The organism is Streptomyces sp. NPDC031064 (assembly GCF_055570965.1).
This window is the reverse complement of record NZ_JBVIGF010000001.1, coordinates 1,356,475-1,380,136: the sequence shown is the minus strand read 5'-3', so window position 1 is coordinate 1,380,136 and position 23,662 is coordinate 1,356,475. Positions and strand designations below refer to the sequence as shown.

At 71.2% G+C, this 23,662-nt stretch carries 17 protein-coding genes and 1 pseudogene; 8 read left to right on the top strand and 10 right to left on the bottom strand.

Annotation, left to right across the window (positions count from 1 at the left end; genetic code table 11):
• The first annotated feature begins 357 nt into the window (after window positions 1-357).
• From ACZ46W_RS05850 to ACZ46W_RS05835, 4 genes are all read left to right on the top strand, one after another.
• Window positions 358-1,923: a sigma-70 family RNA polymerase sigma factor gene (locus ACZ46W_RS05850; protein WP_468331869.1), complete on the top strand. Its 1,566-nt coding sequence runs from the start codon at window positions 358-360 to the stop codon at window positions 1,921-1,923.
• A 536-nt stretch (window positions 1,924-2,459) separates the two neighbouring features.
• Complete coding sequence (locus tag ACZ46W_RS05845) at window positions 2,460-4,823, top strand: non-reducing end alpha-L-arabinofuranosidase family hydrolase (RefSeq protein WP_468331866.1); 2,364 nt, start codon at window positions 2,460-2,462, stop codon at window positions 4,821-4,823.
• A 41-nt stretch (window positions 4,824-4,864) separates the two neighbouring features.
• Window positions 4,865-7,489: an RICIN domain-containing protein gene (locus ACZ46W_RS05840; RefSeq protein WP_468331863.1), complete on the top strand. Its 2,625-nt coding sequence runs from the start codon at window positions 4,865-4,867 to the stop codon at window positions 7,487-7,489.
• 492 nt (window positions 7,490-7,981) lie between these two features.
• Window positions 7,982-9,769, top strand: a complete 1,788-nt coding sequence (locus ACZ46W_RS05835) for an ABC transporter ATP-binding protein (protein ID WP_468331860.1) — start codon at window positions 7,982-7,984, stop codon at window positions 9,767-9,769.
• A 709-nt stretch (window positions 9,770-10,478) separates the two neighbouring features.
• Here the strand turns inward: ACZ46W_RS05835 and ACZ46W_RS05830 are convergent.
• The 3 genes and pseudogenes from ACZ46W_RS05830 to ACZ46W_RS05820 all read right to left on the bottom strand — a co-directional run bounded on the left by ACZ46W_RS05830 (window position 10,479) and on the right by ACZ46W_RS05820 (window position 12,609).
• Window positions 10,479-11,735 carry a DUF418 domain-containing protein gene (locus ACZ46W_RS05830; RefSeq protein WP_468331857.1) on the bottom strand — a complete coding sequence of 419 codons (1,257 nt, stop codon included), beginning with the start codon at window positions 11,733-11,735 and terminating at the stop codon, window positions 10,479-10,481.
• Window positions 11,736-11,846: 111 nt separating this feature from the next.
• A pseudogene (locus tag ACZ46W_RS05825) lies at window positions 11,847-11,942 on the bottom strand (TerD family protein); the annotation flags it as partial.
• 139 nt (window positions 11,943-12,081) lie between these two features.
• Entirely contained in the window at window positions 12,082-12,609 is a 528-nt protein-coding gene (locus ACZ46W_RS05820) for a hypothetical protein (protein ID WP_468331854.1), read from the bottom strand.
• Window positions 12,610-12,985: 376 nt separating this feature from the next.
• Between ACZ46W_RS05820 and ACZ46W_RS05815 the strand changes: the two genes are divergently transcribed.
• The 4 genes from ACZ46W_RS05815 (at window position 12,986) to ACZ46W_RS05800 (ending at window position 16,006) form a co-directional block, all read left to right on the top strand.
• Window positions 12,986-13,612, top strand: coding sequence for a response regulator (locus tag ACZ46W_RS05815; protein WP_468332476.1), 627 nt, complete (start codon window positions 12,986-12,988; stop codon window positions 13,610-13,612).
• On the top strand, window positions 13,609-14,730 hold the full coding sequence (locus ACZ46W_RS05810) for a sensor histidine kinase (protein WP_468331851.1): 1,122 nt from the start codon (window positions 13,609-13,611) through the stop codon (window positions 14,728-14,730). The genes ACZ46W_RS05815 and ACZ46W_RS05810 overlap by 4 nt, the downstream gene beginning before the upstream one ends.
• A gap of 95 nt (window positions 14,731-14,825) precedes the next feature.
• Window positions 14,826-14,990, top strand: coding sequence for a hypothetical protein (locus ACZ46W_RS05805; protein WP_468331848.1), 165 nt, complete (start codon window positions 14,826-14,828; stop codon window positions 14,988-14,990).
• Window positions 14,991-15,349: 359 nt separating this feature from the next.
• Window positions 15,350-16,006, top strand: coding sequence for a phosphatase PAP2 family protein (locus tag ACZ46W_RS05800; protein WP_468331845.1), 657 nt, complete (start codon window positions 15,350-15,352; stop codon window positions 16,004-16,006).
• Between the two features lie 7 nt (window positions 16,007-16,013).
• On the opposite strand, the gene ACZ46W_RS05795 is transcribed toward ACZ46W_RS05800, so the two are convergent.
• From ACZ46W_RS05795 to ACZ46W_RS05765, 7 genes are read right to left on the bottom strand one after another with little or no spacing between them, the layout of a single operon-like run.
• Window positions 16,014-17,345 (bottom strand): glutamate-1-semialdehyde 2,1-aminomutase, encoded by a 1,332-nt coding sequence (locus ACZ46W_RS05795; protein ID WP_468331842.1) that lies wholly within the window; start codon window positions 17,343-17,345, stop codon window positions 16,014-16,016.
• A gap of 7 nt (window positions 17,346-17,352) precedes the next feature.
• Window positions 17,353-17,904 carry a dTDP-4-dehydrorhamnose 3,5-epimerase gene (rfbC, locus tag ACZ46W_RS05790; RefSeq protein ID WP_468331839.1) on the bottom strand — a complete coding sequence of 184 codons (552 nt, stop codon included), beginning with the start codon at window positions 17,902-17,904 and terminating at the stop codon, window positions 17,353-17,355.
• Complete coding sequence (locus tag ACZ46W_RS05785) at window positions 17,901-19,106, bottom strand: polysaccharide pyruvyl transferase family protein (protein WP_468331836.1); 1,206 nt, start codon at window positions 19,104-19,106, stop codon at window positions 17,901-17,903. The genes rfbC and ACZ46W_RS05785 overlap by 4 nt, the downstream gene beginning before the upstream one ends.
• The gene (locus tag ACZ46W_RS05780; protein ID WP_468331833.1) at window positions 19,103-20,050 is read right to left on the bottom strand and encodes a glycosyltransferase family 2 protein; all 948 of its coding nucleotides are present in this window, start codon (window positions 20,048-20,050) and stop codon (window positions 19,103-19,105) included. The genes ACZ46W_RS05785 and ACZ46W_RS05780 overlap by 4 nt, the downstream gene beginning before the upstream one ends.
• Window positions 20,047-21,336: a hypothetical protein gene (locus ACZ46W_RS05775; protein ID WP_468331830.1), complete on the bottom strand. Its 1,290-nt coding sequence runs from the start codon at window positions 21,334-21,336 to the stop codon at window positions 20,047-20,049. Before ACZ46W_RS05775 ends, ACZ46W_RS05780 begins: the two co-directional genes overlap by 4 nt.
• A 5-nt stretch (window positions 21,337-21,341) precedes the next feature.
• The gene (locus ACZ46W_RS05770; protein ID WP_468332473.1) at window positions 21,342-22,616 is read right to left on the bottom strand and encodes a DUF4910 domain-containing protein; all 1,275 of its coding nucleotides are present in this window, start codon (window positions 22,614-22,616) and stop codon (window positions 21,342-21,344) included.
• A gap of 20 nt (window positions 22,617-22,636) precedes the next feature.
• Complete coding sequence (locus tag ACZ46W_RS05765) at window positions 22,637-23,662, bottom strand: NAD-dependent epimerase/dehydratase family protein (protein WP_468331827.1); 1,026 nt, start codon at window positions 23,660-23,662, stop codon at window positions 22,637-22,639.

Genomic DNA, 23,662 nt, shown 5'->3' with positions numbered 1-23,662 from the left:
GTGCGTGGCGATTCTGGAGCCGGCCACAAAGGGCTCCTGACCTGCGGTTTTCCGTGTACGGTAATTCGGCCGGGTTCCGGTGCCGCTTGACTGCGGCGACACGCGCCCTGCCGACGTACTTCGGTGGGCCGGACGTCCGGCGTAGCAGGTGCTCAGTGGGTGGGGTCTAAACTTGCACGGGCTGTCCGCGAGTTGACCCGCCTGCCGCCCGAACGCACCTGCGGTACGGGGCCCTTGGAGTCGGCATGGGTCGGCCCGCCCCCAGGGCGCGGTGTTTGGCCGCATATCTTTGCCGACGCCAAGGTATGCCGCCGTATTCGGCGGATCGCTCCCGTGAAGAAGGTGGGAATGGGGCTCATGGACGCGGACCACGCGCAGTTGGTTGTCGCGGCGCAGGCCGGTGACGATCGGGCTCGCGAGGAGCTGATCGCCGCGTACCTGCCGTTGCTCTACAACATCGTCGGGCGAGCGCTGAACGGACGTGCCGACGTCGACGACGTCGTCCAGGAAACCCTGCTGCGCGTGGTGCGAGACCTGCCCGCCCTGCGTGCCCCGGAAAGCTTCCGGTCCTGGCTGGTGTCGATCACGCTCCGTCAGATCAACACCCACTGGCACCGGCAACGCACTCTCGCCGACCGGACCACGGTCATTGACGAGGCACTCCGGATACCGGACGTCGGCGCCGCGCTCGAGGACGTGACGATCCTGCGTCTGCACATGTCGGACGAGCGCCGTCAGGCGGTCGAAGCCGGCCGCTGGCTCGACCCGGACCATCGGGTGCTGCTGTCGCTGTGGTGGCAGGAATGCGCCGGCCGGCTGAACCGTCACGACATCGCCGACGCGATGGGGCTCAGCGTCGCCCACGTCGGAGTACGCGTCCAACGCATGCGCGAGCAACTGGAAGTGAGCCGGACGATCGTCGCCGCGCTGGAGGCGGACCCGCGCTGTCAGCAGCTGAGCGACGCCGTCGCCGGCTGGGACGGTGACAAAACCTCTGTGTGGCGCAAGCGGATCGCGCGGCACACCCGGGACTGCACAAACTGCACGGCGACGACGACGGAACGGGTTCCGGCCGAACTGCTGCTCCTCAACCTCGCGCCACTGGCCGTTCCGGCCACACTCATCGCCGCGCTGGCCGCCAAGGGCCTGCTGTCGGGTGCGGCCGCGAGCGCCGCCGGGCTGGCCGCGGCACCTGTCGCCGTCGGCACGGCGACGGGGGGAGGCAGTCTGCACAGCGCGCTGATCGGCAAACTCCACGCGGTGACAGCTCATCCGATGGTGAGCCTCGCCACCGGGGCGGTGCTCATTGCCGGGACCGCCACCTACGCCACCTGGCCCGAACCGGCGCCTCGGGTGCCCGGCGTCATCGCCGCTCCCACGGCCGGCACCCCCACGCCGACCCTGTCGCGCACCCCCACGCCGACCCCGTCGCCCACCCTCACGTCGGCCCAACCGTCCCCGGTGAGTCCGTCCGCCGTCACCGGCGCTGTTCCGCTGGGCGCACAGTCGCTGGAGTCCGTGAACCAACCCGGCCTGTTCGTCACGTATGCCGGTGACTTCGCGACGCTCGGCCGAGTCTCCGCTTCCAGCAGCGCGCAGACACGGCAACGGGTCACCTTCACGGTGATCGGGGGGCTGGCCGACACACGGTGCGTCACCTTCCGCGCCGCGGACGGCCGGTATCTTCGCCACCATTACCTGCGGCTACGGCTGAGCACCAACGACGGCAGCCAACTCTTCCGGGAAGACGCCACCTTCTGTCCGCGCCCCGGGGCGGTCGCCGGGTCGGTGACCCTGCACGCGCACAACTATCCCGGATCGGTCCTCCGCCACCGCGACGGTGGCATCTGGCTCGACGGCTCCGACGGCACCCGGGCGTTCGCCGGCCAGGCTTCCTTCATCGTGCGCAAGGCCCGGTCTTGAGAACCGCTCCTTGAGCGTTGTGGACCGAGTCGTGCAGTAATGGCTGGTGATCCCGCACCACGATCCTGCGCCACACCTTCCTCAGCCCGCCAGTGAGTCGAGTGCTGCGCCGAATCCGGCTTCGAACCGCACGCATCGACGGCTGCCTCGCCGTGACCGGTCTGCAGGCGGTTCACCGCAGCCGCGCCAGCACCACTCCTGATTCCGTCGATCGGTGCCGCGTGCCCCTTTTCAAGGCCACGACCGGACCACGGGGCTTGGCATAACCCTTTCTGCCTGCGAGATGCATCACCGAGCGATCGTCCGGGCGGCGCGACTTTTCCGTTACGGGACTGCGAGTTCGAAAGCCTCCCCTTCAGGGGGTGTCCTTCCTGCCGCTCGCCACGACGTGCCGGCGCGACGGGTTTCCCGACGTCTCCCGTTGACCTGTCCCCTGAAGAAAGGCCGCACATGAGACGACACACCAACGAGCCCGGGGCGGCCGATGCGCTCTCGAACACGGCACATGGGATGACCCGCGACCCCCGAGGAGAATCATGAAAGGCCTGCACCGACTCCGCCGGCGTCGCCGGACACTGACGATAGGACTGTCGGCCACGGCGCTGGTGGCCGGTGTCGTGACGCTCCTGCCCAGCTCCGCCGGTGCTGCCGGCCTGGGTACCCAGGCCGCCCCCTCGGGCAGGTACTTCGGCACGGCTGTAGCCGCCGGCAGGCTCGGCGACCCGACGTACACCGCGATCGCGGACCGGGAATTCAACATGATCACCCCGGAGAACGAGATGAAGTGGGACGCCATCGAACCGTCCCGCGGCAACTTCAACTTCGGCCCCGCGGACCGGATCGTCGACCGTGCCCTGGCACGCGGCCAGCGCCTGCGCGGCCACACCACGGTCTGGCACTCGCAGCTCCCCTCCTGGGTCAGCTCGATCCGCGACGCGAAAACACTGCGCAGTGTGATGAACCACCACATCACCACCCAGATGACCCACTACAGAGGCAAGATCTACGCCTGGGACGTCGTCAACGAGGCGTTCGCCGACGGCGGCAGCGGCCGGCTCCGCGACTCGGTCTTCCAGAAGGTGCTCGGCAACGGCTTCATCGAGGAAGCGTTCCGCACCGCCCGTGCGGCCGACTCCTCCGCCAAGCTCTGCTACAACGACTACAACATCGAGAACTGGTCGGACGCCAAGACCCAGGGCGTCTACCGCATGGTCAAGGACTTCAGGTCCCGCGGCGTGCCCATCGATTGCGTCGGGTTCCAGAGCCACTTCGGGGCGGGCGGCCCCCCGGCGAGCTTCAGGACCACCTTGGCCGCCTTCGCCGCCCTCGGCGTCGATGTCCAGATCACCGAGCTGGACATCGCCCAGGCATCACCCACCCACTACGCGAACACGGTCAGGACCTGCCTGTCCGTGGCTCGGTGCACCGGCATCACGGTGTGGGGCGTCCGTGACAGCGACTCCTGGCGCAGCCGCGAAAGCCCCCTGCTGTTCGACAACAACGGCAAGCCCAAACCCGCGTACACCGCCGTCATGAACGCTCTCAATTCCGGCTCGGGTACCACCCCGGTCAAGCCGACCGACGGTACCGGGGAGATCAAGGGCGTGGCCTCCGGCCGCTGTATCGACATCCCCGCCTCCACCACCGCCAACGGCACCCAGGCGCAACTGTGGGACTGCAACGGACAGGCCAACCAGCGCTGGACCTACACCGCCGCCAAGCAACTGAAGGTCTACGACAACAAGTGCCTGGACGCCAAGAGCAAGGGAACCACCAACGGCACCGCGGTGGTCATCTGGGACTGCAACGGCGGCGCCAACCAGCAGTGGAACATCAACACCAACGGCACGATCACCGGCGTCCAGTCCGGGCTGTGCCTCGACGCCGTCGGCGCGGCCACCGCGAACGGCACCAAGATCCAGTTGCACGCCTGCGCGTCCGTCAACAACCAGAAGTGGACCACCTCGTCCGGGACGGGCGGCGGCACGTGTGCTCTTCCGTCGACGTACAAGTGGAGTTCGACGGGTGCCCTCGCACAGCCTTCGCACGGGTGGGCCGCGGTGAAGGACTTCACCAACGTGGTGCTGGGCGGCAAGCACCTGGTCTACGCGTCGAGCGCGTCGGGAACCTCGTACGGATCGATGGCGTTCAGCCCCTTCACGAACTGGTCGGACATGGCGTCGGCCGGCCAGACCAGGATGAACCAGAACGCGGTGGCGCCCACGCTGTTCTACTTCGCGCCCAAGAAGATCTGGGTGCTGGCGTACCAGTGGGGGGCATCGCCCTTCAGCTACCGCACGTCGAGCGACCCCACCAACCCCAACGGCTGGTCCGCGCCGCAGCCGCTGTTCACCGGCAGCATCCCCCGCACCGACTCCCCCACCGGCCCGATCGACCAGACCCTGATCGCCGACAAGAAGAACATGTACCTGTTCTTCGCCGGTGACAACGGCAAGATCTACCGGGCGAGCATGCCGATCGGGAACTTCCCGGGCAACTTCGGCTCGGCGTACACGACCGTCATGAGCGACACGGCGAAGAACCTCTTCGAGGCGCCGCAGGTCTACAAGGTCCAGGGCCAGAACCAGTACCTCATGATCGTCGAGGCTCGGGGTGCGAACGAGCGGCGCTACTTCCGCTCGTTCACGGCCTCCAGCCTGAGCGGCGCGTGGACCCCGCAGGCCGCCACTGAGAGCAACCCCTTCGCGGGCAAGGCCAACAGCGGTGCCACCTGGACCGACGACATCAGCCACGGCGACCTGGTCCGCACCAACCCTGACCAGACCATGACCATCGACCCCTGCAACCTGCAGTTCCTCTACCAGGGCAAGTCCCCTCGCACGGGCGGCCCCTACGACCAACTCCCGTACCGGCCGGGCGTCCTCACCCTGCAGCGCTGAGCTGCCCGATCCACGGTGATATGCAAGGAGAACACCCCCCTATGAAGAACCCCACGAACGGCGGGCGCCGCGGACGTCACCGCCGTCGCTGGAGCGCCACCGCCCTGCTGCTCGGTGTGCCCGCCGCCGTTGTGCCGTACCTCCTGTTCACCCAGGAGGACTCCCAGGCCGCGACGATCGACGGCAGTGCCTACTACCGGCTGGTTTCCGTACGCAGCGGCAAGGTGCTGGACGTCAACGCCTTCTCCACCGCCGACGGCACCCGCATCCAGCAGTGGACCGACCAGAACACCGCCAACCAGCAGTGGAGGCTGAGGCCCACCGGAAACGGCTACTACGAGCTGGTGAACCGCAACAGCGGCAAAGTGCTGGGCATAGCGGGCGGCTCGACGGCCCGGTCGGCCGCCGCCGAGCAGCAGACCGACAGCTCCTCCGCCTCCCAGGAGTGGCGGATCGACGCCGTGAGCGGTTCCGACGCCGTCACCTTCACCTCCCGCAGGAGCGGCCAGGTCCTGGACGTCTCCGGCGCCTCCACAGCCCAGGGCGCGGCGATCATCCAGTATCCCGGCAGGGGCAGTACCAACCAGCAGTGGAAGCTGGTGAAGGTGACCGACGCCCAGACGGCTGCCGCCGGCCCGTACACGTGGCGGAACGCCCAGGTGGTCGGCGGCGGTTACGTCACCGGGCTGGTGTTCAACCCTCGGGAGAGGGGTCTGCTGTACGCGCGTACCGACATGGGCGGCGCCTACCGCTGGGACACCGCGGCCGAGCAGTGGATCCCGCTGACCGACTGGCTCGGTGAGAAGGACTGGAACCTGCTGGGCATCGATGCGCTGGCCACCGACCCGGTCGACCCCAACCGGCTCTACCTCGCCACGGGTACCTATACCAACGAGTGGGCCGGCAACGGCGCGCTGCTGCGCTCCACCGACCGGGGCCGCACCTTCCAGCGCACCGATCTGCCGTTCAAGCTGGGTGGCAACGAGGACGGCCGCGGGGCGGGCGAACGGCTGGCGATCAACCCCGCGGACCACGGCACCTTGCTCCTGGGTACCCGCAAGAACGGCCTGTGGCGCAGCACCGACCACGGCGCGACATGGAGGCAGGTCTCCTCGTTCCCCGTCAGGGACGGGGCGAGCAGCGGCGCGGGCATCTCCTTCGTGACGTACGGCCCGGCCGGCAGCAAGACGATCTACGTCGGCGTCGCCGACAGGTCCGCCTCCCTGTACCGCTCCACCGACGGTGGCGAGACCTGGCAGACCGTCTCCGGGCAGCCCACCGGCCAGATGCCGCAGCACGGCGTGCTCTCCGGTGACGGCTCGCTGTACCTGACGTACACCGACAACCTCGGACCCAACGGCGTGACGGCGGGCTCGGTGTGGAAGTACACACCGGCCGGCGGGAAGTGGCGCGACGTCTCCCCGTCCCGGGGCGGCTATGGGTTCTCCGGTCTGGCCGTCGACCCGCGCAAGCCCTCCACGGTCATGGTCACCACTCTCGGCCGCTGGTGGCCCGAGGACGAGATCTACCGCAGCACCGACGGCGGCACGACATGGAAGGCGCTGGCCGGGAAATCGGTGCGGAACGCCTCGGCCGCTCCGTACATCGGCACCCACACCGGGCACTGGATGACCGCCCTGGCCATCGACCCCTTCGACTCCGGGCACGTGCTGTACGGCACCGGCAACGGCATCTGGCGCAGCAAGGACGCCGACGCCACCGACAGCGGCGGCACCAGCCACTGGACCGTCGGAGCGCGGGGCCTTGAGGAGACCGCGCTGATGGACGCGATCACCCCGCCCGGCGGTGCCACCGTCATCACGGCCATGGGCGACCAAGGCGGCTTCCGCCACGACGACCTGACCAAGGTGCCCGCCGGACGGCTGAACAACCCGATGATGACCAACAGCACCGACATCGACTTCGCTCAGGCCAACCCCTCGATGATGGTCCGTGTCGGCCGTGGCGGCGCGCAGGACGGCGCCTACTCCACCGACGGTGGCAGCAACTGGAACGGCTTCAAGGCGGAGCCGGTGTCCGGCGCCCAGGACGGCCGTGTCGCGCTCGCGGCGGACGGCTCCACGATCGTCTGGACCCAGGCCGGTCAGGCCCCGTACCGCTCGACCGACAAGGGGGCGAGCTGGTCGAAGGTCAGCGGCCTGGGCACCGACGCCGTGGTCGTTGCCGACCGCTCCTCGGCCAAGACCTTCTACTCACTGGCCGGCGGCACGCTCCACGCCAGCACCGACGGCGGCGCCACCTTCACCGCCCGCGCCACCAACCTGCCCACCGGCCGGCTCACGGCCGTCCCCGGCGTCGCCGGAGACCTGTGGATCGCCGGCAGCGCCAAGGGGTTGCTGCACTCCACCGACGGCGGCCGCACCTTCACCACGCTCACCACGGTGCAGTCCGCCTCCGCCCTCGGCTTCGGCAAGGCCGCACCCGGCGCCTCCTATCAGGCCCTGTACCTGATCGGCACCGTCAAGGACGTCACCGGAGTGTTCCGCTCGACGGACAAGGGCGCCACCTGGCTCCGCGTCAACGATGACGCCCACCAGTGGGGCAGCATCGGTGGCGTCGGCGTCATCACCGGCGCCCCCGACACCTTCGGCCGCGTGTACGTCGGCACCAACGGACGCGGCCTCCAGTACGGCGACCCGTCCTGACTCCGACGCATGAGCTGACGCGCTATCAGTAAACAGAAAGCCGCCCCCTGACCGGTGCGACATCTCGGTTGGAGGGCGGCTTTCTGCTGTAGAGCGGCCGGGGTTCGCAGGCGGTGGTGCCGTCCTTGATCGCAATGAAGCCGCAGGGCCTGGCTCCGGCTCCACCGTCCCGTCCCCTCATGCGGGCGGCTCCAGCCACTTGGCGGGGGTCCACCCGCCGATCGCCGGATGGCCGGCGGAGCGCCCGAGCTTCCAGGCTGGGGGCATGACCCGTCGTACGCAGGAGAAAGTGCCCGCTACCGCCCCTCGGTCCCCGGTCCACACAGTGACGCATCGTTCTCGTAGCCGTACGCCGTGATCTCCGCGATGCCGTCGTGCGCCTGCTTGCCGCGACGGCCCCCGAACTGGCTCGCTGAGCCGAGGCCCTTCCGCGGGCCGATGCCGCCCCACCACTGACCATGTGCGGGGCAGACCACGTAGGAAAGGAATTTTGTGAACACCGCATCCGCCCCGGAGGCGACGGGTGCCGAGTCCCTGCGCGTCCGCGAGACGCTCAAGGCGCTGTACGGGTACGTCCGACCGCACCGGTGGACCGTCGCACTCGGTCTGCTGTTGGCGCTGGTGGGGGCGGCCGGCGGGCTGCTCCAGCCGCTGGCCACGAAGGCGTTGGTCGACCGGCTCTCGTCCGGCGGCACGCTCACCGCCATCCTGCTGGCCCTGACCGTGATGGTGCTGCTGAGCACGGTGGCCGAGGCGTTCGGCGCCTATGTGCTGGAGCGGACGGCCGAGTCGGTGGTCCTGGCCGCCCGCCGCAGTCTGATCGGCCGGCTGCTGCGACTGCGGCTCACAGATGTGGACCGGATGCAGCCGGGCGATCTGATGTCGCGGGTGACCTCCGACACCACGCTGCTGCGGGCCGTCAGCACCCAGGCGGTGGTCAACGCCGCGACAGGATCGCTGACGCTGGTCGCGGCGGTCGTGGTGATGGCTTTCCTCGATGTCGTCCTGCTCGGCGTCACGCTCGGTGTGGTCGCGGTCGTCGGCGCGGGCGCCGCCCTGGTGATGCCGAGGATCGGGCAGGCCGCCGAGCGTTCCCAGGCCGCGGTCGGGGAGATGTCCACCGGCCTGGAGCGGGTCTTCGGCGCGTTCCGCACCGTGAAGGCGTCCGGTGCCGAGGAGCGGGAGACCGCCCGCGTCGAGGCGTCGGCCCGGCGGGCATGGCGCCACGGCGTGCGCGGCGCGAAGTGGGAGGCCGTGCTGGGAACGGCGGACAACCTCGCCGTCGAGCTGGCGTTCCTCGCGGTGCTCGCGGTCGGCGGGGCACGGGTGGCGTCCGGGGACATCCCTGTTTCCACGCTCATCGCCTTCCTGCTGTACCTGTTCTACCTGATGGAGCCGGTGTACAAGCTGGTGGAGGCCGCGTCCGCGTACCAGGAGGGCGCGGCCGCGATCTCCCGGATCAAGGAGGTGGACCGCCTGGCGGCTGAGCCGCCGGCCGCGTACAAGCCGGTGCGTACCGAGGTGCGTCCGGCGTCGGTCCGTTTCGAGGACGTGTCCTTCCGCTACGGGCCCGGGCTGCCGTACATCCACCAGCGGGTGGACTTCGAGGTGCAGGGCGCCGGGATGACGGCCTTCGTCGGGCCTTCGGGTGCGGGCAAGTCGACGGTCTTCTCGCTCATCGAGCGGTTCTACGAGACGACCGGCGGCCGGATCCTCATCGACGGCCGGGACATACGGCAGTGGTCGCTGTCCGAGCTGCGGTCCGTCATCGGGTACGTCGAGCAGGACGCGCCGGTGCTTGCCGGCACGCTGCGGGAGAACCTGGTCTTCAGCGCGCCCGGCGCGACGGACGACGACATCCGCGTCGTCCTCGCCCGGACCAGGCTCGACACGCTCGTGGAGCGTCTCCCGCACGGCCTGGACACGCTGGTCGGGCACCGCGGCTCGAAGCTGTCCGGCGGTGAGCGCCAGCGCGTCGCGATCGCCCGCGCCCTGCTGCGCAAGCCCCGGCTGCTGCTCCTGGACGAGGCGACCTCGCAGCTCGACGCGGTCAACGAGCTGGCGCTGCGGGACGTCATCGCCGAGACGGCACGCGAGACCACCGTCCTGGTCGTGGCGCACCGCCTGTCGACGGTGACGGACGCGGACCGCATCGTCGTCATGGACGCCGGCCGGGTCCGCGTGATCGGCACCCACGAGGAGCTGGTGCACCGGGACGAGCTGTACGCACAGCTCGCCACGACCCAGCTCCTGACCCCGGCGGGGCGCCCCGCCGGGTGAGAGGAGTGGCCCAAGCGCTGCCCCCGCCGCATGGAGGGGCAGCGCTGCTGGGTGGCGGAGTGGCACCGGACAGCCGTCGGATACCGGCGGATATACGAAGCGTGAGGCTGAGGTCAGCCCCGCGTCACCAGGCGGTTCGGGTGACCCGCGCCGACGGCGCCTGGACCATGACGGCCCTCGGTGAGCCGGTGGCGTGCACCACCTTCGCCGACCTCCTCAAGGCAGCCGGGGCGTGACCCGCTCGGCCCACGTGCTCAGCGGACCTTCTCCGGGCTGACCGGGGAGGCGGGGACGGAGGCGGTGAGCAGGCGGGCGAGGGGCGTCGAGCCGAGGCCGTGGAGCAGGACGCTGCCGAGCACGGTGGTGGTCATGGCGCACAAGGCGGTGTCCGCGGGGGGACCGTCGGGGAGCGTGGAGCACGGTGGCGTTGCCGAAGAAGAACCACCTGGTGTCCTCGACGAGGCGGAAGTCCGAGGCGTCGGGGACATGGGATTCGTGGCGCCGGGCCGGGGCCTGCCGGACGTACGCCACCAGCAGGGTGCGGACGGCCGCGCCGGGATCATTGCCGAACAGTCGGCCACCCGGCAGTTCCGTGGCGTCGACGAAACAGCTTCGGCGGGGCGCCGGACCGGACGGGTCGAGGCGAGCGGGCCGCGAGGGCCGCCGGAGCCGGGGCGGGCCATGAAAGGCCGCCCGCCCCGGCCCCGGGTCAACGGACGTACTTCGCCGGCTTGGTGGCGGCGTTGAGCAGAGCCTCCAGCGGTCCGCGACGGAAGAAGCGGGACCAGACCGCGGCGAACGCGATCGCCCCGAGGATGAACGTGAGCACGGGGATCCAGGACGTCTGGGTGCTTTCGCCGGCCGATACGCCGAGCATGGACTGGGCGAGGAAGTGGCCGACGTACGCCGTCAGGGACATGGTGCCCACGGCGATGACGGGTTTCGCGAGGCTGCGCAGGCGCGGCAGTCGGTCCATGAGCACCGTCGCACCGACGATCACGAGGATGGCGACGCCGACGCTGCCGATGATGTCGAAGGTGGTGCCGCTGTGCGGCCCGGCGGACAGCAGTTCCGAGGCCGCCCGCTGGGGAGCCTCGAAGGATCCGCTGCCGAACGACGACGCCTTCTCGAACCCGGCGGACGACTTCCCGTCCTCCGCCATGCTGCGCAGCGCGTTCGGGCCCGCCAGCAGCAGGGACAGGCCGTACGCGCCGGCGGTCAGGGCGGCGCCGAGCGCGGCCAGGCGACGCTGGACGGAGACGGCCGACAGGTCCAGGCGGGCCAGCGCCATGCCGGCGACGACGAACGACATCCAGGTGATCGTCGGGTAGAAGCCGGTGAGCAGCAGGTCGAGGACGCCGACCTCGCTGACCTTCTTGAGCGGGTCGTAGGTGTTGATGGTCTGCTGGACGGACTCGCTGAGCCGCGAGTTCAGGACGAACGCCATCTGCGGTGTGACGAGCGCGAGCCCCGCGGCGGTGATCGCCAGTGCCTTGGCGGACAGCCGCAGCAGGGGCAGGGCGAGGAGGAAGTACACGCCGTAGAAGCCGAGGATGATCACTCCCCCGTACTCCATCGCCAGCACCGTGCCCAGGGCCAGCAGGACCACGGCACGGATCGCGATTCGGGCCTTCGCCCGGCGGCCCGCCAGGCCGGTCTTCGGCTCACGGCGGCCGGCGATCAGCATCAGCGAGAACCCGGCGAGGGTGGCGAAGAGGACCGACGAGTGCCCGTCGGCCAGATACCGGACCCAGGTGCCGACGCCGTGCGTGGACGAGAGCACCGGGCCGATGTGGACGATGTACATGCCGAACACCGCCAGCGCGCGGGCCAGGTCCACGCCGACCAGGCGTCCCATCGAGGGGCCGCCCGAGGGATTCCCGGCGGAGTCGGGCGAGGCTGCGGGCACGGGAGGTGCGTTCTCCCGAGGAGCTGACGTCGCCTGCGGCGGCTGTATCTGTGTCATACGAAGAATCTCCCGGTGGGGTAGGGAGGCGGACCATCCGGCAGGCTTCGGTGGCACCCCCGCCGACCGGCCGGAACCACCCCGCCGACCGGCGGGCCGGGGCGGACGGGCTCAGAGGTGGCGGTCGATGGCGGGCAGGAGGTCTTGGAAGGTGGCCCCGGAGGCGGGTTCGCCGATGGCGGTCAGTTGCCACGCCCCGTTGATGCGGGAGGGCCAGGAGAATCCCAAGGACACACGGAAGTTCATCGAGAAGGTCAAGGCGCCCGCTCGCGTCTCGTCCATCATCGTCGACAGCGGCGGCCACAACTTCACGACGCAAGGTGAGACCGCGCGGGACGGACCGGCTCTACTTGATGATGGCGTTGGCCACCACGACCACGAGTCCGAGCAGCGCGTCCACCATGCCGATCCGCAGGGCGGAGGCCCAGGTGCGGCCGGCGGCCCGGGCCGCGAGCAGGCCCCAGGCGAACAGCAGGACCACGTTCACGGCGAAGGCCACGTACTCGACGCCCTCCGAGGGCCACCATCCCCGGGCCGCGCCGAGCAGCAGGAGCAGCGTCGGTACCGTCGCCGCCACCAGCGGCCACTCGGACAGCAGCAGCCGTACCCCGGCGCGCACGCCGTGGTGGGTCCGGTCGCCGCGCAGGGCGATCAGATGGGCGTAGCCGTGGGCCAGGGCCGAGGCGACGGCCGTGACCAGGAGCCACTGGGCGCTGGTGAACCGGTCGGCCGCCGCCGTCTCCCCCTGCTCCGACAGGGCGGCCACCATCGAACTGGCCAGCACCGCCCCGTACACACCCCCGAACAGCACATGGGGACGCGCGGCAAGGCGGCGCAGGGCACGGACGGACTGACGCAGGTATGAGCCGGGCATCGCGGGACGGTCCTCGAACGGTACGGACATCGGCTGCGGCCCTCGGACTCGGTGCGGGGCCACGGACCGATCCCACGGTATGAGCACGTCCGGCGCCATCCGCCGGGCCTCGCCCGCCGGCCTGCCGACCGGCCGGAGCGCCCCCCCCGAGCGGCTGGAGCGGACCCGCCGGGTGTCCACAGTCCTTGGGTGATCACGCCACCACGTACCCTGCCCGACGTACGGTCGACGTCAGGCGACACCGTACGAGCACGCGGGACCCCGGAGGCACGGGTTGCCGAGCAGCGGGACAGCGCAGACGAGAGTGTGAGGCGGGACGCCGGTGATCCGGGTAGTGGTGGTGGACGACGAGGCCCTGGTGCGGTCCGGTTTCCGGATGATCCTGAACGCGTCCGACGGCATCGAGGTCGTAGCGACCGCCGAGGGCGCCCAGGCTGCCGACGTGGTCCGGCGCGAGTTGCCGGACGTCGTGCTCCTCGACATCCGCATGCCGGACGTGGACGGTCTGACCGTGCTGCGCCAGATCCAGACGCTGCCCGAACCACCGCACGTGGCCATGCTGACCACCTTCGACACGGACGAGTACATCCTCACCGCCCTGCGCTCAGGAGCCTCCGGCTTCCTCCTCAAGGACACCGAGCCCGAACAGCTCGCCCATCTGGTCCGCACCCTGGCCGCGGGCGGTGTCGTGATGTCGCCCAAGGCATCACGCGCGCTGCTCCGCAGCCACCCGGGGGCCGGAGCACCCCAGGACGCGGACGTCGCGCGCGTCGGGCTCCTCAGCGACCGGGAACGCGACGTCCTCGTCCTGGTCGCCGAAGGACTCTCCAACGCCGACATCGGCACCCGCATCCACCTGAGCGCGGGCACCGTCAAGGACCACGTCAGCTCGATCCTGACCAAGCTGCGGGTCTCCAGCCGCGTCCAGGCCGCCCTCCTCGCCGAGCGGGCCGGACTGCTCACTCACAACGACGGCAACACGGCGCGGGACAACGGACGATGAGCACGGGCCGGGCACTGTGGCGGCGCGTACCGCCCTGGGCCGTCGACACGGGGCTCGTGGTACTGGCCGCGCTCGACGCCTGGATCAACCTCTTGGGCGAGGGCACCCCTGTGATGTGGGCCTGCGCCGCCGCAGGCTCCACCGGCCTGCTCCTGCGCAGGCGCTTCCCGCTGGCCGTCTTCCTGCTGACCCTGCCCATGGCCCTGTTCATGGACGTGGCGGTCGCGCCGATCGCCGCCCTGTACACACTCGCCGCCTCCACCCGCAATCGCCCGCTGCTCGCCGGCTGTGCCCTGCTGAACGCCACTGCGGCCACCCTCCTGTGGCCGTTGTCCGACGCGTTCGACGGCGACCGGACCTGGACGCTCGTCCAGTTCGTCTACACGCTCGCCACCGCCATCGCCCCCGTCCTGTTCGGCCAGCTCGTCCAGGCCAGGCACGACGTGGCCCGCCGGCTCGTCGAGGTCAAGGAGGCACGGGAACACGAACGCGCCCTGTACGCCCAGACCGTCCTCGCCCGCGAACGCGCCCAACTCGCACGCGAGATGCACGACGTGGTCTCCCACCAGGTCAGCCTCATCGCCGTCCAGGCCGGAGCCCTCCAGGTCGCAGCCAAGGACCCCGACGCCCGCGACGCCGCCCGCACCATCCGCACCCTCAGTGCGGACACCCTCGACGAACTCCGCCACATGGTCACCCTGCTCCGCGCCTCCGGCGGCAAGACGACCGAACTCACCCCCCAGCCCACCCTCGCCGACCTCCAGCAGCTCATCGCCAACAGCGGCATCGAGACCACCCTGACCGGAGAGCTTCCTCCCGGCATCAGCACCACCGCCCAGCGCACCATCTACCGCACGGTCCAGGAAGCCCTCACCAACGTGCGCAAACACGCCCCCGGAGCCCGCGCCGACGTGCACCTGTGGCGCGACGCACACCACTTCGGCGTCACCGTTACCAACACCGCCCCCACCCGCCCCACCGTCGCCCTCCCCAGCGCACGCCACGGCCTCATCGGCCTGAAAGAACGCGCCGAACTCCTCGAAGGCACCCTCACCACCGAGCCGACCCCAGAAGGCGGTTACAAGATCGAACTACGAGCCCCCGTCCGGTCCGATTGAACATCAGCCGGCGCGAGTTCTCGCAACGAGCCTCAAGCCCGGACGGGGACACGGGCCCAGCCGTGAGGCGCGCCACGGAAGAGGAGAGCCGTAGGGTGGCCCGCGACCACGGGATCGAGTCGGAGGAAGGTCGGTACGTCTTCGCCCTCGCCGACGATGTGTCCTCCGGTTTCGTCGTCTCCGCGCCGCCGCAGTGGCAGGAGGACGAGGGCGGGGTGGACGACCCGTCGTGGTTCGGCCACATGGTGGGGACCCGCTGAGTTGGCTTGCTCCACTCGGACCCGCACTCGTTAGGAACGGTCGTCTGACGCATAGTGTTGACACGCGGACTCCGACGGCGGTTTGCCGCGACCGCATGGTGGTTAGGGTGGCTGGCGGAGACTGATTCCGATGCCGTTGGTCAGCGTGATGCGCAGGGTGATGGCTCCCGCGCGGGCCAAGTCGGACTCGACGGGGGGGGGACCGTTGTGCGGAGTTGGCGTCGGCAGAGGTCGAAGGCCATGTCGACCGGCGTCAGTGGGTTGGATTGCTCGGCCGGAGCGGTCCTTGGTGTGAGACGCCGGATTGGCGGGAGATCACGGCGAAGTACCGCGGGTCGACCCCCCGACGCGGTGGGCGGGTGACCGGCCGGTCGGCGCCTGCGGTGTTGCCTTTGTCGCTGCGGGTGTGGCTCGGGGTGATCGCGGGCCTTGCCGGGCTGGTGGTCGTCGTGCTCGGGGTGTTGCACGCCGGCCACGGTGAGCCCGGCAGGGTGGACGGGTGGGTCCAGTCGGTGGTGGAGGGGGTGCGGCCGCCGTGGCGGAGCGTTGCTCTGGCCACGGACTTCCTGGGGGAGCCGGTGGGAGCGGCGACGCTGGTCGGGGCCGCCGTGATGGGCTGCCTGCTGCTTCGGCGTCCTCGCGCGGCGGTGCTCGTCGTTGCCGGCGCCGGCCTGACCGTGGGGGCGACGAAGCTGCTCAAGCCCCTGGTGGGCCGCACCATCCACGACGGGCACCTGTCCTACCCGAGCGGGCACACCGCCTTCCTCACCGCGTTCGCCCTCGTGGTGGCGCTCGTCGCGACCGGTCGGTTCGGACTCGGCAGGACGGCCGGCACGTCAGTCGTGCTCGCCGCGGCGCTGGTCGCCGGCGCCGCCATGGGCTGGGCGCAGGTCGCCCTGGGCGCGCACTACCCGACCGACGTCATCGGCGGCTGGTGCACCGCGCTGGCGGTGGTACCGGCGACCGCGTGGCTGGTCGACCGCGTGGCCGACGCCGGTCGGCGCGGGCACCACTGACGTCGCCTCAAACCAAGCAGCGGAACACGGGCTTCACCGGTCGCCCGCCCAGCCAGGGGGCGGGATCGGCGGCGTCCAGTGCCTTCCGGTACACCGCGCATGCCTGGGCCACCACGTCGACGGTCCGGTCGATGTCGGCGTCGTCGAGCGCGCTGCTCACCACGAACGACGGGGCCAGCACCCCGCCCGCCAGGAGCCGGCGCAGGAAGAGGGTGCGGTACTCCTGCGACGGTTGCCGGTTGTCGTCGAGGGTGGCGAAGACCAGGTTGCTGGCCCGGCCCCGGACGACGACGTGGTCGCCGACGCCCATGCTCGCCGCGGCGTCGCGGACACCGGCGGCCAACCGCTCGCCGAGGGTGTGCAGCCGGGCGGTGACGCCCTCCTCGGCGTAGGTGGTCTGCACGGCCATCGCGGCTGCCAGCGAGTGCGTTTCCGCACCGTGCGTGGTGGACAGCAGGAACACCCGGTCGCGGGAGTCGCGCAGCCCGCCCCGCTCCATCAGGTCGCGGCGCCCGGCCAGCGCGGAGACGGCGAATCCGTTGCCCAGCGCCTTGCCGAACGTGGAGAGGTCGGGGACGACGCCGTACAGGCCCTGGGCGCCCGCCTCGGACCAGCGGAAGCCGGTGATCATCTCATCGAAGATCAGTACGCAGCCGTGCCGGTCGGCCAGCTCGCGCAGGCCGGTGAGATATCCGGGCGGCGGCTCGGTGTGGGTGGCGGGTTCCAGGATCAGGCAGGCGACCTTGTCCTCGTACCGGTTCAGCAGCTCCTCCGTGGCCGCCAGGTCCCCGTACGGGAACGCCACGGTGAGGTCGGTGGTCGCCGCCGGAATGCCCGCGGACATCGGCGTGGTGCCGATGAACCAGTCGTCGGTGGAGAAGAACGGATGGTCGGCGCAGATGGCCACCCGCGGACGCCCGGTGGCGGCGCGGGCGAGGCGCACCGCGGCCGTGGTGGCGTCGGAGCCGTTCTTCGCGAACTTCACCATCTCGGCGGTCGGCACCGTGGCCAGGAAGCGTTCCGCGGCCTCGACCTCCACGATGGACGGGCGCACGAAGTTGCTGCCGCGGTCGAGTTCGCGCCGTACCGCCTCGGTCACGCGCGGGTGGGCGTGGCCGAGGCTGACCGACCGCAGGCCGGAGCCGTACTCGATGTAGCGGTTGCCGTCGACGTCCCACACATGGGCACCGCGGCCGTGGCTGATGACCGGGGCCAGGTGCTCGGGGTACTGGTCGTCGCCCTTGGCGTAGGTGTGCGCGCCGCCGGGGATGAGGGCGTGCAGCCGCTCGTTCGCCGTCCGCGAGCGGGGGAGGCGGAACTCGTCGCCTGAGTCGTCCATGCCGACTTCACCCTTCCTGTTGCTTCAGGACCTCGGCGAGGCTCGGCGCCTCCCGGTCCCGCTGGGACAACGATGTGACCGGCAGCGGCCAGGGAATGGCGAGCTCCGGGTCGTCGAAGGCGATCGTCACGTCCTCGGACGGATCGTGCGGGCGGTCGATCCGGTACGAGGTGTCAGCGGTGTCGGTGAGCGCCTGGAAGCCGTGCGCGCACCCCGCCGGGATGTACAGGGTCGTCTGTGTGTCGCCGGACAGCTCGAAGGAGGCCTGGCCCAGATACGTGGGCGAGTCCGGCCGCAGGTCCACGACGACGTCGAAGATCTTCCCGTACGAGCAGCGCACGAGCTTGGCCTCGCCGGCACCGGAGCGCAGGTGGAGGCCGCGCAGCACGCCCCGGGCCGAGCGGGACACGCTGTCCTGGACGAAGGCGCCCGGGTCGAGGCCCACCGAGCGGACCACGTCGGCGTCGAAAGTGCGGCAGAAGAAGCCGCGCTCGTCGGCGTACGGCGTCGGTTCGAAGAGGAACGCGCCCGCTATCGCCGGGACTTCGGTCACTTTCATGCGGCCTCCTGGCGGGGTCGGTTGTTCCCGGGCAGCAGGGCTGCCGTCAACTCGCTGAACTGCTCGTCGAGTTGGCGGTTCGCGGACAGGTTTCGTTCGGTCAGGGTCTGTCGCAGCTCCGCCGATCGCTTCTCCAGTTCCCGGAACTGTTCGAGCAGCCGGCCGGCATCGACCTCGCGGGCCGGGTGGCAGTAGGCGGCGAGGCCCATCCGGTCCATGAGCGCGTCGCTCTTCGCCGCGTAGCTGAGCGCGAGAGTGGGGGCGCCGACCTTCAGCGCGCAGACCAGGTTGTGGTAGCGGGTCGCCACCACTGTGTCCGCGGCCGCCATCTCCGTCATCAGGTCGGCGAGTGATGCGACTTCGGGTGCGGTGACCAGAGGGGAGTCCACCGCGTCGAGGATCGCGGCCACGACCGGCGAGTCGCAGGCATCGCCGGTGAGCAGCTGTACCCGCCTGCCGTCCTCGACCAGTGCGCGGATGAACCGTGTCGTCCCGTCCAGGTAGCGCCGGTGGATCTCCTCGGCCCGGGCGCGGTCGTCGTTGCTGCCGTGGAAGTCCATGACGCCCACGCAGACCGAGCCCGAAGGCGCGCTCGCGCGGGGTGTCGGCAGCGCGAAGGCGAGGTCGGGGTAGACCTTGTCGCGCGCGGTGTTCACGCCCATCGCGCGCAGCGCGTCGCGGGACAGGTCGTCGCGGTACGAGCGATACGCGGCGAGCCTGGCCGACCAGCGGACCAGGGCCCGCGTCGGGCGGTTGTGAATCTCACCCGCGCCGACGCCGACCAGCGCGACCCGGGTGCCGAACAGCCGGCCACTCGCGCAGAGCAGGAACAGCGCGTACGGGAAGCCCCACGGCCGCAGCGGGAGCGTGGCCTCCAGGACGCCCATGCCGGGCACGATCACCACGTCGTGCCGGCGCACCCAGGCGGCGGTGCGGACGGCGTCGACGAGTTTGCCCAGACCCTTCGCCGCGATCGCGCCCGCACGCGACGCGGTCCGGTACTCCCCGCGGTACCAGTGCAGCCGCGTCGCGGGGATCCCGTAGCGGGCCGCGACGACGTCGGGTCCGCCGCACAGCGCGTCCACGACCGCCTCCGGGTGGTCGGCGCGGAGGTAGCCCAGTAAGGCTTCCAGTGATCCGTCGTTGCCGAGGTTGCCGGAGCCGAGCAGGCCGAACACCCCGACGCGTGTCGCGGCCCTCATGCCCGCCGCCCCTCACGTCCGGCGACGAGGGCGTCGACCGAGACGGTGAGCCGCGCCGGGTCGACCGGGGCGCGGTCCTCGACCCGCTCGCCGGCGCCCGGCCGGACCCGGCTGGTCATCCACACGGCCAGGTGGCGGTAGCACGCGCGCCGGTCGGCCGGGGACAACGGTGCCCGCCGGATCGCCGAAACGAAGCCCCAGACGTATTCGGCGAGCAGCCGGGGCGTCGGGTGCAGCGGGCCCGCCCGGCGCGGGTCCAGGTTGACGCAGCGCGAGCGCTTGGACGGGTTCGCCCGCTCGGCGCGGGTGGGATGGTCGCGGCGGAAGTACAGCAGCTCCGGCACCTGGTGGAAGGGCCCGTGCAGGGCGATCTCGGCGACGAACGTGCGATCCGCGTGGTGGTAGCTGTCGTGCGGCTTCACCCGGCGCAGCACGTCGGCCCGCATCACCCCGTAGAAGTCGTCGCCACCGGGTTCGAACAGCAGGCTGCGGAAGCGCTCCGGCGCGTGCGGCGAGGCGGTGGCGAGCCCGTACTCGTACGGGACCTTCACCCGGCCGTCGCCGTCGATGACCGCCTGGTCGGAATGCGCGAGGATCACGTCCGGCCGCTCGTCCAGCGCCTCCACGCAGCGCCGCAGCAGGTCGCGGGCGTACAGGTCGTCGTGCGAGGCCCACTTGAACAGCTCGCCGCGGCACTGGGTGAAGACGTGGTTGTGGTTCGGTGCGGCGCCGATGTTCCGGGGCAGACGGAGGTACCGGATGCGCGAGTCCCGAGCCGCGTACTCGCGGCAGATGTCCTCGGTCCCGTCGGTCGAGGCGTTGTCGGAGATGACCAGCTCGAAGTCCTCGTAGGTCTGGCCGAGCAGGGCGTCGAGCGACTCGGCCAGGTACTCCTCGCCGTTGTAGACGGGCAGGCCGATGCTCAGCCGGGGAAGGGCGGTCATGACGTCCTCACTTCGCGGATGGGGTTGTGGTGGCGCTCGCGCAGGGCGGACCGCAGGTGCAGCCACCACACGGCCGAGCCGCCGGCGGTCGCGGCGGCGACGCCCCAGGCCGAGCCGACCGTGCCGGCCACGGCCGCCCCGCCGAGCCCGCCGCCGACGTAGCAGGTGGAGGCGATCAGTTGGGCGCGCAGGCTGCGCCGGGCCGCGCCGAGCGCGCGCAGTCCGGCCGCCGCGCCGGTGCCGAGGCCGGCGCCCGCGACGCCGAGCGTGGCCGGCACGATGAGCTCGGAGGCGGCGTGCCAGACACCGCCGAGCACGAGCTCGCCGCCCCGGTCCGGCACCAGGAGCAGCGCGGCGCCCCAGAGCAGCGCGGCGGCGGCCTGCCCACCGCCCAGCAGGAGGCAGAACGAGCCGAGGCGGTGCGGGGCGCGCCGCAGCACCCGTGCCGCCTCCGCGACGGTGACCAGCGACAACCCCATCAGCACGGCGAGGAACGGGCCGAGCAGCAGCTCGGCGCCCCGGACCACACCCACCGCGCCGACCCCGACGATGACGCCGAGCCCGTACGCCCGTACCTGGCTCGCGCCGCTGACGGATGTGTTCTCGACCAGGTAGCGGTAGCCGATGTCGCGGTGCTCGCGAAGCCACTCGCGCGCTCCGGCCAACCGGGGCCGGACTCCGGACTGGACGCAGCCGTACACGGCGGCCACCGCGGCGGACCCGCCCCAGGCGAGCAGATACGCGGCCACGCTGCCGACCCGGGCCGCCACCACCATGGCCGGGACGAGCGCGACGCCCCACACGAGGTCGTTGACGAACGCCTTCCGCCCGGTGCCGGCGGCGAAGAACGCGTACCGCCAGGCGTCCTGCAACAGCAGCCCCGGCAGCATGACGCCGAGGCAGGCGAACGCGGGCCCCACGCGGCCGCCGAGCCCCAGTCCCACCACCAGACACACCGCGCCGACGGCGGCACCGACGCCGAGCGCGGTACCCGACGAGCGGGCCGCCGCCCCGCGCCAGGACGCGTCCGGCACACCGCTGAAGCGCACCACCAGCGGGTCGGTGGCCAGCCCGCGGGAGACGCTGAGCACCACGCCGTAGGTCACCCAGGCCAGGCTGAACACGCCGAAGGCGGTCAGCCCGAGCGAGCGTGCCACGTAGATCCCCACCGCGAAGTTGGTCATGCTGGAGGCCGCCTGGTCGGCCAGTCCCCAGGACAGCCGGCCGACGATGGCCCGCCTGGCGGTCGCCGCCTTCGGCCTCGGCTTCTCCCCCTCGGTGGTCATCGGTGTCATGCCTTGATCAGCCCGGCGTCGTGCAGGGCGCCGGCCGCGTCGGCGACGGTGTCGAACGGCAGCCCGGACCGCTCGGCGACGTCCAGCAGACTGTGCTCGCCGTCGGAGAGGTTGAGCACCCAGAGCATGGCCATCTGGGCCTGCTTGGTGTCGCTGCGGCCGCCGAGCGCGTCGTACAGGCCGCGCCGGCCCAACTGCGGTTCGCCGTAGGGGCTGAGGTTGAGGTACCGCCGGTTGCGGTCGAGGACGGCGAACGCCTCGCGGCAGACGGCAAGGGTGTCCGCCATCGCCTGAGGGGAGACGAGGTCCAGGTTGTCCGCCGAGGTGTGGTACTCGGGGTAGCCCGCGTACGGGGTGCGGGTGAGCGAGCCCACGCCGAGATCGAATCCCGGCGAGCAGAACTGCCGCTCGTCGTAGCCGTACGGAGTGAACTCTTCGATCTCGTGCGGGCGTTCGGAGGCGGCCAGCACGTGCCGCATCACCCGGTCGATCTCCGCGTCGCCGCGCCTGCTCTGCTTGTACGTCAGCCGACCTGGGTCGCCCGCGCACGCCAGCACCAGCCCGTGCTTGACCCGATCGATTCGCTCCGCGTTGCGGGCCAGCCAGGTGATCGCCCCGATGGTGCCGGGCGCGAACAGGAACCGGTGGGTGTAGTACGGCGTCCGCTCCGCCAGCGCCCGGGCCAGGAACGTCGCCACCGCGATGCCGGCCAGGTTGTCGTTGGCCAGCGACGGGTGGCAGACGTGGCAGGAGACGATCACCTCGTCGGGGACCTGCCCGGGGATCACGTGCTCGGCGTAGGTGAGGTGGCCGTCCGCGAGTGTGGAGTCGACGCGCACCTCGTAGTCGCCGTCCGGCAGTGCGTCCAGGGTCTCCTGGGCCAGGCAGAACCCCCAGTCCGGCTTGTAGTAGCTGGTGCGGTACGGCACCCAGGACGGGTGGTCCGGCAGGGTGTGCAGGTGTGCGCGCAGCTCCGACAGGGGCATGGTCGCCGACACCGGCACGCTGTAGCCGAGCACGTGCAGATTGGACGCGGCGAAGTCGACGACCCGGTTGCCGGCGGCGTCGGCGATGTACGCGTCCCGGATGTTCCACTCCCGCGGCACCGTCCAGTCGAGCACGTGAGTCCCGGTCGGCACCTCGTGCACCTGGAGCGGGACGTACTCCCCGACGATGTCCAGGGTGGCGCGCACACCGTCGCCGGTGATGCTCCGGCACAGCGGGTACAGCCGCTCCACCAGCGCGTACATCTCCTCGCCGACCGCCGTCATGGGCTGGTCGCCGGCCGCGGTCACCGGCGCCACCGCAGGGTGTCGTCCACGGTGCCGGCGTCGGAGGCCGCGCGCAGCACGGCAAGGCGCGTGAAGCGCCGCTCGAAGTCCTCGCGCGTCAGGCCGAAGTTCCGGTACGCGTCGGCGAGTTCGAGCGCGCCCTGCTTCACCGTCCACTCGCAGTCGAAGCCGGGCACCGCGGCGCGGAACCGGGAGAAGTCCACGCGGTACGACCGCGGATCGGCCCCGGTCTCCCCGGTGATCACCACCTTCGCGCCGTCCACCGCCTCGGCGACCTGCTCGGCGATCTCGGCGACCGTGACGTTGTTGGTCTCGCTGCCGATGTTGAACGCCCGGTCGTGCACCGTTTCGCGCGGCGCGACCAGCGCGGCGGCGAAGGCCCGGGCGATGTCGGCGGCGTGCACCAGCGGGCGCCAGGGGGTGCCGTCGGAGAGCACCAGGACCTCGCCGGACAGCAGCGCGTGGCTCACCAGGTTGTTCAGCACGATGTCGGCGCGCAGCCGGGGCGAGTGGCCGAAGGCGGTGGCGTTGCGCATGAACACCGGGGTGAAGTCGCCGTCGGCCAGGGCGTGCAGGTCGTCCTCCACGCGCACCTTGGACTCCGCGTACGGCGTCACCGGGCGCAGCGGGGCGTCCTCGCCCACCAGGTCGTCGCCGCCGGCGGCGCCGTAGACCGAGCAGGTCGACGCGTACAGGAAGCGCCGCACTCCGGCGTCGCGGGCCAGCCGGGCAAGGCGTACGGACGCGTGGTGGTTGATGTCGTAGGTGAGCTGCGGCGCCAGCGATCCGAGCGGGTCGTTGGACAGCGCGGCCAGGTGGATCACGGCGTCCACCCCGGCCACGTGGTCGGCCGTGACGTCGCGCAGGTCCACCCGGTGCCCCGGCGGGTCCGCGGGCGGCGGGCCGAGGACGCAGTCGGCGAACAGGCCGGCGTCAAGGCCGACGACCTCGTGTCCGGCGGCCGTCAGGACCGGGGCCATGACGGTGCCCAGGTAGCCCTGGTGTCCGGTCAGCAGTACGCGCAA